Origin of the sequence: Yersinia sp. 2540 StPb PI (assembly GCF_052217165.1) — a bacterium.
Lineage (GTDB): Bacteria > Pseudomonadota > Gammaproteobacteria > Enterobacterales > Enterobacteriaceae > Yersinia > Yersinia enterocolitica_E.
This window is the reverse complement of the sequence record NZ_JAZGQC010000001.1, coordinates 251,494-268,083: the sequence shown is the minus strand read 5'-3', so window position 1 is coordinate 268,083 and position 16,590 is coordinate 251,494. Positions and strand designations below refer to the sequence as shown.

Here is a 16,590-nt window from a genome sequence, read left to right as displayed (position 1 = left end):
TATTACATCATTTGGTCCTCAGCTTATTAGTGGCTGGGAGCACCGATCCCAGCACAGATTGCCGATAAATTACGTGGCAGGAAGTTCAGTAGTTTTGATAGATTTAGGGAAGCGTTTTGGCAGGAGGTTGCGAATGACCCTGAATTGGCTGGGCAGTTTAATAAAACTAACTACGTCGAAATGCTAAATCAACGAGCCCCATACCCACCTTCCATAGAGCAAATTGGTGATAGGAAAAAATATGAAATTCATCATGTTAAGTTTATAAATAACGGAGGAGAGGTTTACAATATTGAAAACCTAAGAATCATGACACCGAAACGGCACATTAATATTCACTCCGGAAATAGAGGGAAATAATATGGAACTTAAAAAAGAGTTAACAGACTATACTGAAAATGAGTTTCTAGAGTTGATTAATTTATTATTTATTGGTGAATTCTCTTCAGAAGAGGAGCATGACGAACTTGTAAATCATATTGTAAAAATTACAGAACACCCTAATGGTACTGATATCCTTTATTATCCTGAGGCTGGAGTGGAGGATAGCCCCGAGGGAGTTATTAAATTCATTAAGAAATGGCGAGCCGAAAATGGCAAGCCTGGATTCAAAGAGTAACTTATATCGTTAAGTAAAAATATAGGCCGCCTTTCTGGCGGTTTATACTTCTGTTATTAATTAGTTAATAAAAAAATAAACACTCATTTATTATATCATTTAGTCATCAGATTCTTAGTAGCTGGGAGCACCGATCCCGGCACAAATTGCCGATAAATTACGTGGCAGAAAGTTCAGTAGTTTTGATAGATTTAGGGAAGCGTTTTGGCAGGAGGTTGCGAATGACCCTGAATTGGCTGGGCAGTTCTCGCCTTTGAACCAGAATAGAATGAAACGTGGTTACGCTCCATATCCAATACCAACTGAGCAGGTAGGAGGAAGAGAGAAGTTTGAGCTCCATCATGTTAGATTTATTCGTGATGATGGTGCAGTTTATGATATTGAAAATATAAGGGTAATGACACCAAAACGACATATAAATATTCACTCAAAGAATGGAGGTGAGTAATGGAATTAAAAAATAGTATAACTGAATATACTGAATCTGAGTTTTTAGCTTTTTTAAACAAAATTTGGGCCGTAGATGTTTCAGAGAAGGAACATGATGCTCTTATTCATCATTTTGTAATGCTTACTGAGCATCCTCACGGGAATGGTGTGCTATTTTATCCCGACTCAGACGTTGATAATAGCCCCGAAGGTATTCTTGAATTCATTAAAAAATGGCGGGCCGAAAATGGCAAGCCTGGATTCAAAGAGTAATTTATATCGTTAATTAATAATATAAGCCGCCTTTCTGGCAGTTTATATTTTCATGATTTATTATTCTATAATTAATGAGTCGGTTATATGATATAAATAGCTCTAAGTTCGGATGAGGATATGTTAACTTTTCTATCTTAATGCCTATGTATTTCATGGGGGTGAAATTTATTAAATTAATGCTATCCCGGTCCGAAAAAAATCTTGTAAGGTGTTAATCGTGGTTTAACACATTATGGGTATATCTATTATTTCTCAATATTATTAATTAATAGACCTTGCTAATTAGTGAGGTCTTTTTTGTGGGTGATATTAATCAAATAAATGAAAAGGCATTTAAATATAAAAGGAGAGCAGTAATGAGTGATATCCAAACTGTTTTGACGCGTTGGGGTGTATGGGCTAGGGATAACTCTCATCTGGATTATCCTCATATCGCTAGCGGGTTTAAGGGATTGGTGACGAGCAATAGACAGGTAGAGTCATGTTGCGATAATGATGGATTAGCCATTGATAAAACAATAGGAAATTTACAGCGGGCCTCGCGAGAAAAAGAACTGGAGCTTATCCTTCGACATTATGTGTATGGGCAATCTAAAGCCTCTATTGCCCGATTGAAAAAATGTAATGAACGGGAGATTCGACGTCAATTACAAGTTGCTGAAAGTTTTATTGAAGGATGCATAATGCAATTGGGCATTTCACTGGAAATGCAGGTGGAGTGATTTTTTATAAACATAATAAGCTTTAATAGAATAGAGCAATCAAGAATAGATCTTATTATCGGTAATTAGACTTGAATCAGACGTGGAATAGGGCGGGGCAAGGCATATGACTGGTTGTGGTAATTAGAAACCAGAATATAAACTGTCTCTGCGACAGTTTATATTCATTAATTTTTTATTTTAAATTGCTGCTAAATACCTTTCGGTTACCTAAATCATCAATTAAGACAAAATTGACCGTCTTGCTGACTGCTGGGGGTAAACGATTGAGCGAAAAATCGAGCTTCGAAAAAGGAGCAACCATATCTGGCAGGCTTTCAGTTGAGCCTAATGTCAGTGAGGCTAATGATGCATAATAAGGCGTCGGGTTATCAACCCGAATCAGGGCGGTATCGCTTTTTGTCTCAAGAGTAAAGGTTAACGCCTTACCTAAAGTATCTCCTGGGGCTGGTAAGTTTTTAGGGCGGTAAAATACTTTGTATTGCATGCGCAAGGCCAGCGTGACGAAAGATTCATCCTCAGTTTTAGGGGTCACCTTCGGTGGAATTTCGTAAACATTGAGCCAAAATGCAGACTCCCTATCAACGGGTAATTTACTGGCCCCCGATAAGATCAATCGCAGGCTGCGTTGTGCCTGTGGTTGTAGCCGAAATAGCGGGGGCAACACTAATACCGGTGAAATAGACTTCTCTGGTGTTGCGGTCAAATCACCGTCATCCACCCAGACCTGCACTGCCACCGGATAGCTATTGCTGTTAACCAGTTGTAGTGACTCTTCGGTGCTACCTTCACTGAAGATAATACGTGTTCTTTCCGCAATGACACTTGCCGTGGCCGGTATACTGGTAACCATAAGCAACAAAAGTAACCCACCAATCCCACTATTTATGTGTCTGAAAAACATATTATTGGACACGTATAACCACTTGCGCATGTGCATTCACCGCTCCTGGTGTCACAGTTTGCCCGCTGATTTTAGTTAACTCAGCCCGAAAGTTCTCAGTGTAACTGTTACCCCCACTCACCGTGCCGGTTATTTCTTGGGCGCCCTGGAAGATGCCATACCAGCCGGCGTTATTACCGGTTTGAGTTACATTCTTTGATAGCAGATAAATCGGACTATTATTGCGGTAGATACGGATGCCTACACCGCTTGCTGTTCCGGCAGAACCATAACTATCTGACACCAAGTGGCTGATCCCGCCACTGCCGTTCATTAATCCCAAAGCTTGCGCTTTAGCGGCATTTGCTGCTGGTACCAGAAAGCCCATCGCTACCGTGCCAGCAGTGACACCTGATGTCACGCCGGTCTGGCACTGAAAATCTACTTTAAATTCAGCCGAAGTGGTGCTGCCACTGTTCAGCTCTGCCACAGAAATTCTCGGTAATATCACTGTGGGGGTAAAATTGGTTACCGCACAAATCGTGGTTCGACGGAAAGTGACATAATTGTACAATCCAATAGAGGCAGGCCAGGTGGCATACCAGCCGGGCCAGTTTGATACTGAGTCAGTTCCTTCAATAGGGCCACTAATTCCTGGTCCTTTAAACGCGATATAAGCATTGGGTTGGGTATAGGCATACAGGTAAGAGGCTGCATTGTTAGTGCCGGCACGGACATAATCAATACGAAACAGCTCGGTATACAGGTTACTGAAATTCTTGGCTTTGACTAAAATACGGCCACTGCTATCTTTATCCAGGTCGGTTAAGCGCCGCCCTTTCCATAAGCGCGAGTAATACTCGCCAGTGGATAGATTTGTAAGCCTGATAACAACATTGCGGACATAGGTGGCAAAACCAGAGGGAACATTACCGGCAATGGCACCATCTTCATTTTTACCACCAAAGTCATTATCTCCGTTAGTGGCATACATTTCGAAGAGTTGATCAACATCGGCCGCAGCGCAGCGGAATAGCACCCGATTAGGGTCATAACCGGTGTTCAGGGCAAAGGTGGTGAAGTCAGAGGTACCTGCGGCTAATAATGTCCCATCGGGTTGAAAATTCGCCGCCGTGCTAAGGTCGATAAGGCCCGGCAAGCCGAGTGAGCCATTATTATAATCCAGAGAACCCGCCCAGTCACTTGCCGTACCATCACCGGCACCAAGTTGAGTTTGTGCCGTAATGCGAGTACAGGCTGACCATACTGAGGTGCTGCATAGCCCTATAAATAATATCGCTCCAGCCAAAATACGCGAGCGGCGGTGATAAGTAGTGGCCGTTGGCGGTGATAGTTCGCAAGATATTAACTGCTCTGTTGTTCTTAACATTATTTTTCTCATAATTGTTAACGGTGGCAACTGCCTGTTATATGAATAATATCCTGCTCAGTATCTTGACCATCAAAAGTATAAGGTAATTCACACTGCTCACTGCTGCTTTCACCCCAGCGCACATAAAGTGAGCCTTTGTCGTCTTTCACTCGTACGTAGATCTGATTCCCTTGACCTACCATCCCGACGATTTCATTTTTGCTGTTATAAACATCGGCACCCAGTGGTAACCCTTCACCCTCGTTAGTTTGGGTTTGAATTAACACGGCATAGCCTTTCAGGGTGTCGAATTTTACTTTCACAGCGGCCCCGGCGTAAGGAACGACGCGGCCCTGATTCTCTTTCAGTTCAGTATTGCGATTAATGCCTTTAGTATCCAAACCCACCGTATTGTAATTATAGGGTGTTAACGATGGCACCAAGGCAAATCCGTTATTATCAATCCTCGCCCCTTGTGCATTTCGTACTGTTGCACCCTGAGCACCATCCGCTTCAATTAAACCAAAGGTCTCGCCCAAATAAGGCCCGAGTGTCATACCTTTACTATGTATTACTGCGGCTCCGCGAGCACCAACACCATATTGGGTGTAATTATTGCCGCGGGAATAGCTGCCATTGACGGTCGCATTAGGGAATTGTTTTTGCACATTTGCCCCCCAGTTATTTGAACTGCTACTGATATTGCTGTCGTCATAGCCGGCATTCACTGAATAGTTAAAGGTGTTTCGTTCACCGGCGGTACCTGATAATGACGTCTGATAGCTATTACCACTTTTTGGGTTACGGCTAGCAGACATCGATAAATATTGGTTCTTATTGCCAATACTTAGTGGAATAGACACCGTTAGCGTCGCAATATTTTCAGTATTACCGTAGCGCGTTGTTGTCTCATTCGTCGTATCGTCATCCCAATTATATTGGGTTGAGGTATAAACAGTGCGCTGACGGCTAATGGCCAGGTTGTAACTGATGTCTTGGTAACTGTTTGAATAGCTTAGCTGTAACTGCGTATCTCGTTGCGTATCATTATAATAATCACTGGTCGATGCAGACGCAGAAAGTTGACCATAATTACCCAACGTCTGATTAATTGAGGTTGTAAACTGGCTGCGTTGTTTATAGGTCGTTGAATCCCATGTCCCGCCATTTTTTTGCGTTGAGCGCACGCCAAAAACATCATTTAAATCGCGATATCCTTTGGTTGAATAGCGATATCCAGCCAATGAGAATGTGGTCCCGGTTTGATTAAATGTCTGGCTATAGGTTGCTTGCATTCGCCAGCCATTCTGCGTTTCATCATTTTCAACTTTAGCATGAGAGTAGGTAGTATTGAGGCCAAAGGCCCCGATGGGGGTACCCAATACGCCACCGACAAGGAGTGCCGTATAGTCTTGTGCTAAACGCAGGCCGCTGTTCGCAGTTAACTGATTGGTAACACCGCGCTCATAGGTGAAGTCAGTGAAATAGTTATCAATATTGGTGAAATCACGGGATTCGCCGACCACCGCATTATAACGGCTAACACCTGGGCGCATTGAGTCCGGGACGGCACTGAATGGCACGGTAAATGTCGAACGGCTACCATTCGCTTCAATCACCTCAACATTGAGGTCACCCTGACTGGTGGTGCTATATAAATCGTTAATAACGAATGGGCCAGGCGCAACCGTAGTTTCATAAATTTCACGCCCATTCTGGCTAACAACCACCCGCGCATTGGTACTGGCAACACCACGGACTTCAGGGGCAAATCCACGCATGGATTCTGGCCACATACGTTGGTCGGTTGCCATTTTAACGCCACGAAACGACATGGTGCCAAATAATGTACTGTCGGTGAAGGTTTCGCCCAGCGTTAATTGACTATCCAATTGGGGGATAGGGCGCTGGACATAAGTACGAATATTATTCCATTGGGTATCGCTGCTATTATCATTACTGGAATAACGTACGTTTGATTGTTGACGCAGTTGCCATAATCCGAGATTGAGGCCACTTTTTAAGCCAACAAACCCGTAATCAGAGGTGCTATTTTGCTGGGCCTGAGTATCACTGCGATAAAAGTTAGAACTGTAGTTGATGAATGCGAGTTTTTCACCTTCCTGCCATTCACTCTGCTCGATATAACCTCTGGGGCGTTTTTGCAACAAAGCTTGTGGGATCGACAGTTCCAGGCGAAGTTTAGCCTGATCAAAGTGAAAAGAGGCCCCTTTTACTCGCTCAGCCAGTGGCCTACATTGCTCTGTAGACGAGGTTGCAGCAGTCTCCGAAGGGGCTGATTCTGTCTCTTGGGTATTAGTTTCGTTGGTTACAGCGCCGTCTTTGTTGGTTAGAAGTACGCCAGCCGCAGTTAAGAACTCATCACTCAGGCAGGGGTAAATCTCTGATGAGTCAGCATTCTTAATAAATTCAATGGTAGTGCGTTTGAACGGTTTGTTATTAACCAAGACATCGACAGCATCGTAATTTCCGGCTGTGGCAGAATTCTCTTTATTGAGTTGATTCAAACCTGAAGCAAAATTGGTCCCTAAAAACAGAGATTCATCGAACTCGAGGTTTTGTGGCTCATCCTGAGCCACAGCCGTATCAACATGTAAGATTAAAGCAATACATAGTGTTAATGCTTTCTTGCGTCCAAAGAATTTTCTCTTCACAGAAGCGCGTGCAAGCCTCATAAATCTTCCTTTACCGGCTAAATACGATAACTTCCGGTATCTTGCCCGCCGAAATCATTCACTATCAGGAAATTAACAATAGCATTAGAAGGTACAGATGAATTTGGGATAACCCATTCTGCTTGAGACATCGGTGAAATCATTTCGGATTTCATTTTAAGTTTTTTACCACTGCCAACAACTTCACCACTGGCAATGGTGGCATAGAATCCTGTTGGGTTTTTCCCTGTTACAACAACATCTTTACCCCGTTGGCGCACACTGAAAGTCAGTGCGCTGGAGACCTGATCAACACGGCCAGTAATACTTTCGGGTCGATAAAATACTTTAATGCGGTTACGCATCAACACTAACATTTTATTACTTTTTTCTGCTTTGTTGACGGGAGGCACCTGTAAAAAATTAAGATAGAACACGGATTCTCTATCTGTTGGCAGGCCGCTACCGGTATATTTCAGCCGCAATGTTTGTCCCGCATTGGCTTCCATGCGAAAGAACGGTGGTGTGACGATAAAGGGTGCTTTGCCTGTTTCTGGTGTTGATTGGGCATCACCACTGTCTAGCCAGACCTGAACCGCATTGGGGAAGTTGTCTTTATTTGTTAATTGTACGCTGTGCTCTTTTTCGCCCGCCGAATATATAATGCGGCTACCCGTCATGATGACGCTGGCTTTAGCAGAAGAGATGCCCATAAAAATTAATAACGCGATGAACAGATAACGATAACTGTAGCTATGTATGTTAACCATCATGGGGATACCCTCTGAATGAAACTGGCCGAATAGCTATTTTGTTGGTGCTTGAAGCTGCTGAATACACATCGGGGAACTTTACCCGAATCACTATTGTGAAGATCATCGGGATTAATGAGCCTCATTGAGGCTCACCCTGTGGGCTAGTATAAATGCTATTCAAAAAGGTCTATGACCGATTTGTCATTTACTTTGCCTGATTGCAGCGCCAACTAGTTAAAGTATATCCTATTCGGCAAAGCAGGGATTACAGGTAAGAAACTGCATATTGTACCGATGCGATCACAGAACCAGCGCCTGCTTGTCCAGTTGCATAATATTGAACTGCAAAATCATGCTCTGCTGCTGTATCACCAGCCTTTAACACTATACCATCTTGCGCCAAACCACTATTCAGATCGATACCTGAAGTCGTTGTTGTGTCTTTCAGCAATTGAAGCTCAACGTTTGCTGCCGTGCCTGTATTTTTTAAGTTACCGGAAGCTGTGACTTGGTTAGCGACGAAAACAGTTTTGACATCAATATCATCATTGCCAACTGCACAACCAGATACACCCAGGGTAAAGGCCGTTTTACCTGCTGTTTTCCCTGAAGAATCCAAATCGCTGCTGGATACAGTTGGCAGCAATACCATTGGGTTGGCATCAACGCCGTTGACGGTAACAGAACAGGTTTGTGCTGTGACTTCACCTTGGAAAGTAATTGTATTATTACTTGCTGCCATTGCAATAGTTGTAGATGCTGAGAATAACGCCATAGCCAAAGTTAACTTGTTCATTTAAAACTCCAATATAATAATTAAATGTGGGTGAGCATTCATTCGAATTTAAATATGAATGAATACTTAACTTAATAAATATGAAGTGGGTTAATGACTATATGTGCGAATGTTATTCGATTATACTTGTCAGCTTTCCACATTCTTTTCGTTTAAGTAAATCGGTGGTAAATATTCCGCCACGTCTGTTACTTGATGAGGGAGATAATATAGAAAGCTGTCTTAACTTCACATCAGATAAACGAACCAATCTGTGTGGGAATATTCCTACAAAAACTGTGCATCTACAAAATATCTGTCAACTTATTGTATTTAAATGGTTTTTTTATTTAAAATAAAACAACTAATGGGATCTTTCTTGTTGTTTTTATTAAAAAATATTGATTTTGCTGTTTTTTGGTACCTAAAAATAGCTTTTCTATATAATTTCACTGGTTCTTTTGTAAAGTTTAGTGGAGTATTTGTATAGAAAGTATAGATAAAGTCATGAGGGATATAATATTATTTATTAAAAATAATCTTATAGCATGAGGATTACATCAGATGAGAGCCACTGGACTAAAACTGAGTTATTGCGCCGCCAGAAAGGTGGCGCATCACTAACTTAGTTACGATATAACACTTTAATGATGTGATATCCAAACTGGGTCTTAACCGGTCCATAAGGTTGCAGCAGTTCGCAGCTAAATACCGCTTTATCGAAAGCTGGGACCATATCCCCTTTATTGAACTCGCCCAAATCGCCGCCATTACGTTTTGACGGGCAGTTAGAGAATTTTTTCGCTAACTCTTGGAAATTTGCGCCGTTATTCAATTGCGCCAGAATATCGTTTGCCTGCTTTTCATCATCAACCAAAATGTGCAGTGCAGAAGCTTTGTTTGCCATAGTAACAATCACCACTAAGTTATTTAGACTACATAGTTATTTGAACGAAGGTTATCTTCAATAGGTCTTGAAGCGCGCCAGTGTAGCGTATTTTGGTCGTGATGGGGCCACTGCGGCGAGCGTTTTACAAATCAAAAACAGCAGGTGGTTTTTTTTCGCCGACCGCTTTCTGCTACAATCCTGTTCCCCCGTTAACCCACTGAGCTTCTGAGTGCCATGCGATTAAATCCCAGCCAACAACAAGCCGTCGAATTCGTTACTGGCCCCTGCCTGGTGTTGGCCGGTGCGGGATCGGGCAAAACCAGAGTTATCACTAACAAGATTGCCCATTTGATCCGCCAGTGTGGCTATCAACCGAAACATATTGCGGCGGTGACTTTTACCAATAAAGCGGCGCGTGAAATGAAAGAACGTGTGGCGCAAACATTGGGGCGTAAAGAAGCACGTGGCTTGATGATAGCAACCTTCCATACTCTGGGATTAGAGATTATCAAAAAAGAGTATGTGGCGTTGGGGATGAAATCCAACTTCTCGCTGTTTGATGCACAGGACCAATTGGGGCTATTGAAAGATCTGACCCACAAGTGGTTGGAAGACGATAAAACGTTACTGCAACAATTGATATCCCAGATCTCCAACTGGAAGAATGATCTGCTCTCGCCAGCGGCGGCTGCGGCACTGGCGCGATCCGAGCGTGATAAGCTGTTTGTGCATTGCTACGGCTTATATGACGCCCATTTGAAAGCCTGCAATGTGTTGGATTTCGACGACCTTATCACCCTGCCGACACTGCTGCTGCAAAACAATCTGGACGTGCGCGAACGCTGGCAAAATCGTCTGCGATACCTACTGGTCGATGAATACCAAGATACCAATACCAGCCAATATCAAATGGTTAAATTACTGGTGGGCAACCGGGCGCGTTTTACCGTAGTCGGTGATGATGACCAATCTATCTATTCATGGCGCGGAGCGCGACCACAGAACTTAGTCTTATTGAATGAAGACTTCCCGCAATTGCAGGTGATCAAGCTGGAGCAAAATTACCGCTCCTCGGGCCGTATTCTAAAGGCGGCAAATATTCTGATTGCCAATAACCCCCATGTTTTTGAAAAGAGACTCTTTTCTGAATTGGGTTATGGCGATGAGCTGAAAGTGATCACTGCTAATAATGAAGATCATGAGGCGGAAAGAGTGATCGGTGAGCTTATCGCCCATCACTTTGTCAAAAAGACTCAATACAGTGATTACGCCATTTTGTATCGCGGTAACCATCAGTCGCGGTTGTTCGAAAAGCTACTGATGCAAAACCGTATCCCTTATCGTATTTCGGGAGGCGATTCATTTTTCTCGCGGCCAGAGATCAAAGACCTATTGGCGTATTTGCGGGTATTGACCAATCAGGACGATGACAGTGCATTTTTACGTATCGTGAATACACCCAAGCGTGAGATTGGTTCAACGACCGTGCAAAAACTGGGAGAATGGGCCAATTTACGTAATAAAAGCCTGTTTCGAGCCAGTTTTGATTTGGGATTAGGCGAGCATCTGAAAGGCCGTGGTTTGGAGTCATTGCAGCGTTTCACGCACTGGATGGATAGTATTATTCGGCTGGTAGAACGTGAGCCAGTGGCGGCAGTGCGCGATCTGATTCACGGCATCGATTATGAAAGTTGGTTGTTCGAAACCTCTCCCAGCCCCAAAGCGGCAGAAATGCGGATGAAGAACGTTAATCTCTTATTCAGTTGGATGACTGAAATGCTGGAAGGCTCTGAGCTGAATGAGCCGATGACGCTCACTCAGGTCGTTACACGTTTTACCCTACGCGACATGATGGAGCGGGGGGAAAGTGATGAAGAAGTGGATCAAGTGCAATTAATGACCTTGCATGCCTCCAAAGGGCTGGAGTTCCCTTATGTGTTTTTGGTTGGCATGGAGGAGGGCTTGCTGCCGCATCAAAGCAGTATCGATGAAGATAATGTAGATGAAGAGCGGCGCTTGGCCTACGTGGGTATCACCCGCGCCCAGCGTGAGTTGTTCTTTACCTTGTGCAAAGAGCGGCGGCAGTATGGTGAGCTGATTCGGCCGGAACCCAGTCGCTTTCTGATGGAGTTACCGCAAGACGACTTGAAATGGGAAGATGAGCGCAAAGCCGTTAGCCCGGAAGAGCGGATGCAAAAAGGCCAGAGTCATCTGGCCAATATTCGTGCGCAATTAGCAAATGCGAAGAAACAGTAGTCAAAGCTAAAAATAGCCGCGAAGGCGAAAACAGTAACGGGCAGTGTCTGGGTCTGCCCGTTTTTGCCCCGCTAAGGCGTTACGGGTTTGCCATCGACAGTCACGTTTTTCACGTCGCTGAAGTGCCAAGGGGTATCACCCCGTAACTCAGTAAAGACCACGTTATTAAATTCACTGTCACGTAAATCACTGATAGCGGTTGGGTTTACCTGTTTCAATTGCACATTGTTGACATGTACCAAACGGTGCCAGGCTTGGTTTGCCGTATCGCCTTTGATTTCAATCACAGCGTTTTTGCCGGTTATATTATCTAATGTCACATTGTTTACTGTGAAATCATAGAATTGAGCCGGTATTTTAGCTGGTGGATAGTCGATATTGGCATTACTGTCGGCATAGTCCAGCGTCATCACTACCGCCTGTTTGGCCAAATCGCGCATGGCATTATTACGGAATGTCACGTTACGGGCGCCGCCACCAATGGTGCTGGTGCTCTTGGCACGCAGGCCAATATCGGTCAGATACATCACGTTGTTTTCCGCCAGAATATCCTCAATCCAGGCACCGGTATGGCTACCGGTTACAATGGCACCGTGGCCCATACGGAAATAGTTATTAAACAGCCATGCACCTTTCATCGGCTCTTGCTGCTGTGCTTTTTCTCCAGTACCGGCAGCAAAATTGATGCAGTCGTCGCCAGTATCAAAGAAGTTATTAAACACCATTACATTTTGGCTATTACCAAACTCGATACCATCACCGTTGTTTGCATCATAGGTTTGATGAATTAAACCGTTGGCGACCACGTTGTGGTTTTCCAGATTCATGATGCCGTGGAATGCGGGGTTACGTACGGTAAAACCTGCCAGATAGACGTTCTCTACACCGCGCAATGTCATCAGGCTGGAGCGACGTTGACCATAGGCATTTTTCAAATCCATACCATCAGAAACAGCCTTCTCAACCTGATTTTTAGCCAGAATCCCATCTTCATGCACTTTGCTGTTTTTGCTCGCCACATATTGTGGCAATGGATGACCTAGCTCATCGGTCACTTCAGCCGTTTTTGCCCGTTGCCAGCCATTACCATCAATCACCCCCGGACCGGTAATACGGATGTTGCGGAAAGTCCCTGGTGTGCTTTTATTCGGGTCAATGGCATTGATCAGTGAGGCTGGGCGCTCAATGGTGGAATAGGGATATAAACGGTAGCCCGCTGGATAATCATCAGGGTTCTCTGAGCCTAATAGTGTTGCACCTGCTTGCAGGTTGAGGGTCATATCACTTTTTAGCCACAGTGCGCCACTTTTGAAAGTACCCGCAGGGATTTCAACCCGGCAGCCCGGCTTACAACTATCGATTGCCTGTTGGATCGCCTTGGTATTCAATGTCTTGCCATCATCAACTGCGCCGAAGTCGCGCACGTTGACGATTTGTGGTTTGGCGCTGGTTTTTGCCGTAACAAGATTACTGGCAGCGGATAACGAGCCATCAGCATATTGGGCTTTTACCGTGAACTGATAGCGGGTATCGGGTTTCAGGCCATCAACGGTGAAGTTTTGTAGCACAATCTTATGCTGGAAATTATCTTTATCATTGGCATAAAAGTGATCAATATAGGGCTTGGCGGGAGAGAATTTATTATTGTTATCACTGGCTTTGCCCAGCAGCTTTCCAGCAGAATAAATTTGATAATCGACAATTTTACCGGTGTCTTCTGGTGCTTTCCACACTAATACAATAGTGCTCTCATCATAAGCGAGAGTAGGAACCTGAAGCTGTTGCGGGGCATGGTGGGCACTTGCTTTAGCTGCAATTGCTGTTGGGGTGCTGGCTATCAGACTGGACATCATTACCAACATAGCCAAGCTATGTGGACGTTGAAGCTGTGCTCGCATTGTTACCTCTTTCAAAAAAAAGAAACGTTGTTTTATAAAAATACACACAATGTTTCTTTTTTAAGCTGAGGATGATCACAATCTAATGGTTTTGTAGAGATTTCAGTGTGAAGGATGAGGGGATAGGGCGACCCAGGCCGCCCAACAGCAAAGAATTTAATTAAGTTCTTCTAATGACAGTGGCCATTGGACATAGCTTTGCCAATGGCTTTCCTGTTCCAGCGCTTCTGCTCGATAAGGGTGCTGTTGTAACCAGCCATGAGGTAGCAGCACATAAAGAGCCTCGCCCGTGGCCCGTAGCCTGACAGCTGGTAAGGTATCATCCCGCCGACGGCTGGAGAAAATAATCGACAGACGCAGGATTCGACACAGATGTTGTGCCATATTCACCGGCAATGCATTCTGCTGATTCAACAGGGACAAATCGAGAGTATCACTCTGATTTTGCAACAATGCGGACAGTAATAGCTTTTGCGCGGGGGTAAAGCCGGGTAGGTCTAGATTGCGGATCAGATAAGCAGCATGTTGGGGAGCACGTTTAAAATCGACACTTAGACCAATTTCATGAATCAAACAGGCATTTTGCAATAACTCCCGACATCGATTATCGAGTTGCCACTCTTTTTCTACCTGTAAAAAAAAATTATCGGCTAACTTGCTCACGCGTTTGGCTTGTTCGATATCGAGTAAATAACGGCGCTGCAAATTGCGCACTGTCCGGCTACGAATATCTTGCTCGACCGGTAAATGAAGCATGCCGTAGACTAGCCCTTCGCGCAGCGCGCCGCCAGCCAGTGTCATACTGTCAATTGCCAGTTCCTGAAATATCGCAATCAAGATAGACAAACCACTGGGGAAAACCAGCGCTCGTTCTAGTGTTAAACCGGGAATCTCCAGTTCTTCCAACTTGCCGCACTGAATGGCTCTCTGCTTGAGCTGTTGTAATTTGGCCAGCGTGATCAGTTCATCCATGCCCTGAGCAACCATAATTTCTTGTAGGGCCTGAACCGTACCCGATGCTCCAACACAAATTTGCCAGCCATGGTCACGAAAACGTTTCGCGACCGGTTTGATCATCTCACGTGCAGCCAGTTCCGCACGCTCAAAATTGTCTTTTGCCAGATTGCGATCGCTAAAATAACGTTCCAGCCAGGTGACGCAACCCATTGATAAACTGACGAGAATGTTCGCTTGAGCACCATTGCCGGTGACCAGTTCGGTGCTACCACCGCCGATATCCACTACCAGACGCTGCTCCGGCCCACCGGTGGTATGTGCCACACCGTGATAAATCAGACGAGCTTCTTCTTCGCCACTGATGACCTGAATCGGACAACCAAGAATGTCGATTGCAGTTTGCAGGAACTCTTCAGCATTTGAGGCAAGACGCAGGGTTGCAGTTGCAACCACCCGGATCTGGTCCAAAGGAATGTCCTGCAAACGTTCTGAAAAGAGCTTCAGACATTGCCAGCCGCGTTCCATCGCTTCTTGTGATAAATGGTTTTGACTATCCAGACCCGCAGCCAGACGGACTTTCCGCTTGATTCGGGCCAACGTCTGGATACTGCCTGCCACCTCACGTACTACCAACATATGGAAACTGTTGGAGCCAAGATCGATGGCAGCATAAAGTGAGGTGGAACTTAGCATCATTTATCAGCTCGGTCGCTTACGGTTATTCCGTGGTGCACCACTGCGACGTGGGGCAGAGTTACGGCGTGGGCCATTCCCGGTACGGGTACGGGCCAGACGTTTTGGCGCCGGCAAATCAGTTAATAGCGCATCGCTATTATATTTGCTTACCGGAATGCTATGACCGGTGTAGGTCTCGATAGCCGGTAAGTTTAACGCGTACTCTTCACATGCCAGGCTGATAGAATGACCACTTTCGCCAGCACGACCGGTACGGCCAATGCGGTGAACATAGTCTTCACAGTCGTCAGGCAGGTCATAGTTGAACACATGGGTGACCAGTGGAATGTGCAAGCCACGGGCGGCAACATCGGTAGCAACCAGAATATCCAAATCACCTTTGGTGAAATCTTCCAGAATACGCAGGCGTTTTTTCTGTGCCACATCACCGGTCAGTAAACCAACACGATGACCATCTGCAGCCAGGTGACCCCAGATCTCTTCACAACGATGTTTGGTATTGGCAAAAATAATACAGCGGTCTGGCCACTCTTCTTCAATCAACGTCTGAAGCAGACGCATTTTTTCTTCATTTGAAGGGTAGAACAGCTCTTCCTGAATGCGGTGGCCGGTTTTTTGTAACGGTTCCACTTCAACATATTCAGCGTTATTCATTTGTTCGAATGCCAATTCACGTACCCGGTACGAGAGTGTGGCAGAGAACAACATGTTTAAACGTTTATCAACGGAAGGCATACGGCGGAACAGCCAGCGGATATCTTTAATAAAGCCTAGATCGTACATCCGATCAGCTTCATCCAGGACCACAACCTGAATCGCACCGAGGTTAATATAATTTTGTTTCGCGTAGTCGATTAAACGGCCAGTAGTACCGATCAGAATGTCAACGCCACTTTCCAGCACTTTAAGCTGTTTATCGTAGCCGTCACCACCATAAGCCAAGCCTAATTTCAGGCCAGTCATCTGGGAAAGTGATTCCGCATCGGAGTGAATTTGTACTGCTAATTCACGCGTTGGTGCCATAATCAATGCGCGTGGTTGATTAGTCTGGCGACCCTCTTCAGCCGGGTGAGAAAGCAAATAATGGAAAGTAGACGCTAAGAATGCCAGCGTCTTGCCGGTACCTGTTTGCGCCTGACCCGCTACATCACGCCCAGAGAGGGTGAGTGGCAATGCTAACGCCTGGATCGGCGTACAGTTATGAAACCCTTTGTTTTCAAGAGCTTCTATAACTAGCGGGTGCAGGGCGAAGTCGGAAAACTTCAGTTCGGTCAAGTGTGTTTTGCTCATAGTGTGGTAGAATATCAGCTAACTATTGCTTTACGAAAGCGTATCCGGTGAAATAAAGTCATCCTATTGTTGGTTAATGCTACACCAACGAGGTAGAC

15 protein-coding genes are annotated in these 16,590 nt (G+C 44.9%); 6 read left to right on the top strand and 9 right to left on the bottom strand.

Annotated features, from left to right (window positions below):
- The first annotated feature begins 33 nt into the window (after positions 1-33).
- From V1956_RS01200 to V1956_RS01180, 5 genes are all read left to right on the top strand, one after another.
- A complete protein-coding gene (locus V1956_RS01200) occupies positions 34-360 on the top strand; it encodes an HNH endonuclease signature motif containing protein (RefSeq protein ID WP_442825772.1) in 327 nt (108 codons plus the stop codon).
- Position 361: 1 nt separating this feature from the next.
- Positions 362-619 (top strand): bacteriocin immunity protein, encoded by a 258-nt coding sequence (locus V1956_RS01195; RefSeq protein ID WP_049610279.1) that lies wholly within the window; start codon positions 362-364, stop codon positions 617-619.
- Between the two features lie 121 nt (positions 620-740).
- Positions 741-1,067 (top strand): HNH endonuclease signature motif containing protein, encoded by a 327-nt coding sequence (locus V1956_RS01190; RefSeq protein ID WP_372560671.1) that lies wholly within the window; start codon positions 741-743, stop codon positions 1,065-1,067.
- A complete protein-coding gene (locus tag V1956_RS01185; protein ID WP_372560093.1) occupies positions 1,067-1,321 on the top strand; it encodes a bacteriocin immunity protein in 255 nt (84 codons plus the stop codon). Before V1956_RS01190 ends, V1956_RS01185 begins: the two co-directional genes overlap by 1 nt.
- Before the next feature lie 359 nt (positions 1,322-1,680).
- Complete coding sequence (locus V1956_RS01180) at positions 1,681-2,046, top strand: antiterminator Q family protein (RefSeq protein ID WP_083161860.1); 366 nt, start codon at positions 1,681-1,683, stop codon at positions 2,044-2,046.
- Positions 2,047-2,221: 175 nt separating this feature from the next.
- Here V1956_RS01180 and V1956_RS01175 read toward each other — a convergent pair whose 3' ends face one another.
- The 6 genes from V1956_RS01175 to ppiC form a co-directional block, all read right to left on the bottom strand.
- Positions 2,222-2,986: a fimbrial biogenesis chaperone gene (locus tag V1956_RS01175; protein ID WP_372560092.1), complete on the bottom strand. Its 765-nt coding sequence runs from the start codon at positions 2,984-2,986 to the stop codon at positions 2,222-2,224.
- The gene (gene stbD / locus V1956_RS01170; protein WP_372560091.1) at positions 2,952-4,319 is read right to left on the bottom strand and encodes a fimbrial usher protein StbD; all 1,368 of its coding nucleotides are present in this window, start codon (positions 4,317-4,319) and stop codon (positions 2,952-2,954) included. The genes V1956_RS01175 and stbD overlap by 35 nt, the downstream gene beginning before the upstream one ends.
- 17 nt (positions 4,320-4,336) lie before the next feature.
- Positions 4,337-6,997 carry a fimbria/pilus outer membrane usher protein gene (locus V1956_RS01165; protein ID WP_420075320.1) on the bottom strand — a complete coding sequence of 887 codons (2,661 nt, stop codon included), beginning with the start codon at positions 6,995-6,997 and terminating at the stop codon, positions 4,337-4,339.
- A 17-nt stretch (positions 6,998-7,014) separates the two neighbouring features.
- Positions 7,015-7,746, bottom strand: coding sequence for a fimbrial biogenesis chaperone (locus V1956_RS01160; RefSeq protein WP_372560669.1), 732 nt, complete (start codon positions 7,744-7,746; stop codon positions 7,015-7,017).
- Positions 7,747-7,996: 250 nt separating this feature from the next.
- On the bottom strand, positions 7,997-8,527 hold the full coding sequence (locus tag V1956_RS01155; RefSeq protein ID WP_372560089.1) for a fimbrial protein: 531 nt from the start codon (positions 8,525-8,527) through the stop codon (positions 7,997-7,999).
- A 604-nt stretch (positions 8,528-9,131) separates the two neighbouring features.
- Positions 9,132-9,413 (bottom strand): peptidylprolyl isomerase PpiC, encoded by a 282-nt coding sequence (gene ppiC / locus V1956_RS01150; RefSeq protein ID WP_004704164.1) that lies wholly within the window; start codon positions 9,411-9,413, stop codon positions 9,132-9,134.
- A gap of 216 nt (positions 9,414-9,629) precedes the next feature.
- On the opposite strand from ppiC, the gene rep reads away from it, so the two are divergent.
- A complete protein-coding gene (gene rep / locus V1956_RS01145) occupies positions 9,630-11,651 on the top strand; it encodes a DNA helicase Rep (protein WP_372560088.1) in 2,022 nt (673 codons plus the stop codon).
- 71 nt (positions 11,652-11,722) lie between these two features.
- On the opposite strand, the gene V1956_RS01140 is transcribed toward rep, so the two are convergent.
- The 3 genes from V1956_RS01140 to rhlB form a co-directional block, all read right to left on the bottom strand.
- On the bottom strand, positions 11,723-13,549 hold the full coding sequence (locus V1956_RS01140) for a glycosyl hydrolase family 28 protein (protein WP_420074678.1): 1,827 nt from the start codon (positions 13,547-13,549) through the stop codon (positions 11,723-11,725).
- A gap of 156 nt (positions 13,550-13,705) precedes the next feature.
- A complete protein-coding gene (gene ppx / locus V1956_RS01135; protein ID WP_372560668.1) occupies positions 13,706-15,199 on the bottom strand; it encodes an exopolyphosphatase in 1,494 nt (497 codons plus the stop codon).
- A 6-nt stretch (positions 15,200-15,205) separates the two neighbouring features.
- A complete protein-coding gene (rhlB, locus tag V1956_RS01130; RefSeq protein WP_005190253.1) occupies positions 15,206-16,492 on the bottom strand; it encodes an ATP-dependent RNA helicase RhlB in 1,287 nt (428 codons plus the stop codon).
- Positions 16,493-16,590 lie beyond the last annotated feature (98 nt).

Excerpts from the sequence above, each read along its gene's own strand:
- V1956_RS01195 (WP_049610279.1), top strand. The coding sequence starts at position 362 with ATGGAACTTAAAAAAGAGTTAACAGACTATACTGAAAATGAGTTTCTA.
- V1956_RS01185 (WP_372560093.1), top strand. The coding sequence starts at position 1,067 with ATGGAATTAAAAAATAGTATAACTGAATATACTGAATCTGAGTTTTTA.
- V1956_RS01180 (WP_083161860.1), top strand. The coding sequence starts at position 1,681 with ATGAGTGATATCCAAACTGTTTTGACGCGTTGGGGTGTATGGGCTAGG.
- V1956_RS01175 (WP_372560092.1), bottom strand. The coding sequence starts at position 2,986 with ATGCACATGCGCAAGTGGTTATACGTGTCCAATAATATGTTTTTCAGA.
- stbD (WP_372560091.1), bottom strand. The coding sequence starts at position 4,319 with ATGTTAAGAACAACAGAGCAGTTAATATCTTGCGAACTATCACCGCCA.
- V1956_RS01165 (WP_420075320.1), bottom strand. The coding sequence starts at position 6,997 with ATGAGGCTTGCACGCGCTTCTGTGAAGAGAAAATTCTTTGGACGCAAG.
- V1956_RS01160 (WP_372560669.1), bottom strand. The coding sequence starts at position 7,746 with ATGGTTAACATACATAGCTACAGTTATCGTTATCTGTTCATCGCGTTA.
- V1956_RS01155 (WP_372560089.1), bottom strand. The coding sequence starts at position 8,527 with ATGAACAAGTTAACTTTGGCTATGGCGTTATTCTCAGCATCTACAACT.
- ppiC (WP_004704164.1), bottom strand. The coding sequence starts at position 9,413 with ATGGCAAACAAAGCTTCTGCACTGCACATTTTGGTTGATGATGAAAAG.
- rep (WP_372560088.1), top strand. The coding sequence starts at position 9,630 with ATGCGATTAAATCCCAGCCAACAACAAGCCGTCGAATTCGTTACTGGC.
- V1956_RS01140 (WP_420074678.1), bottom strand. The coding sequence starts at position 13,549 with ATGCGAGCACAGCTTCAACGTCCACATAGCTTGGCTATGTTGGTAATG.
- ppx (WP_372560668.1), bottom strand. The coding sequence starts at position 15,199 with ATGCTAAGTTCCACCTCACTTTATGCTGCCATCGATCTTGGCTCCAAC.
- rhlB (WP_005190253.1), bottom strand. The coding sequence starts at position 16,492 with ATGAGCAAAACACACTTGACCGAACTGAAGTTTTCCGACTTCGCCCTG.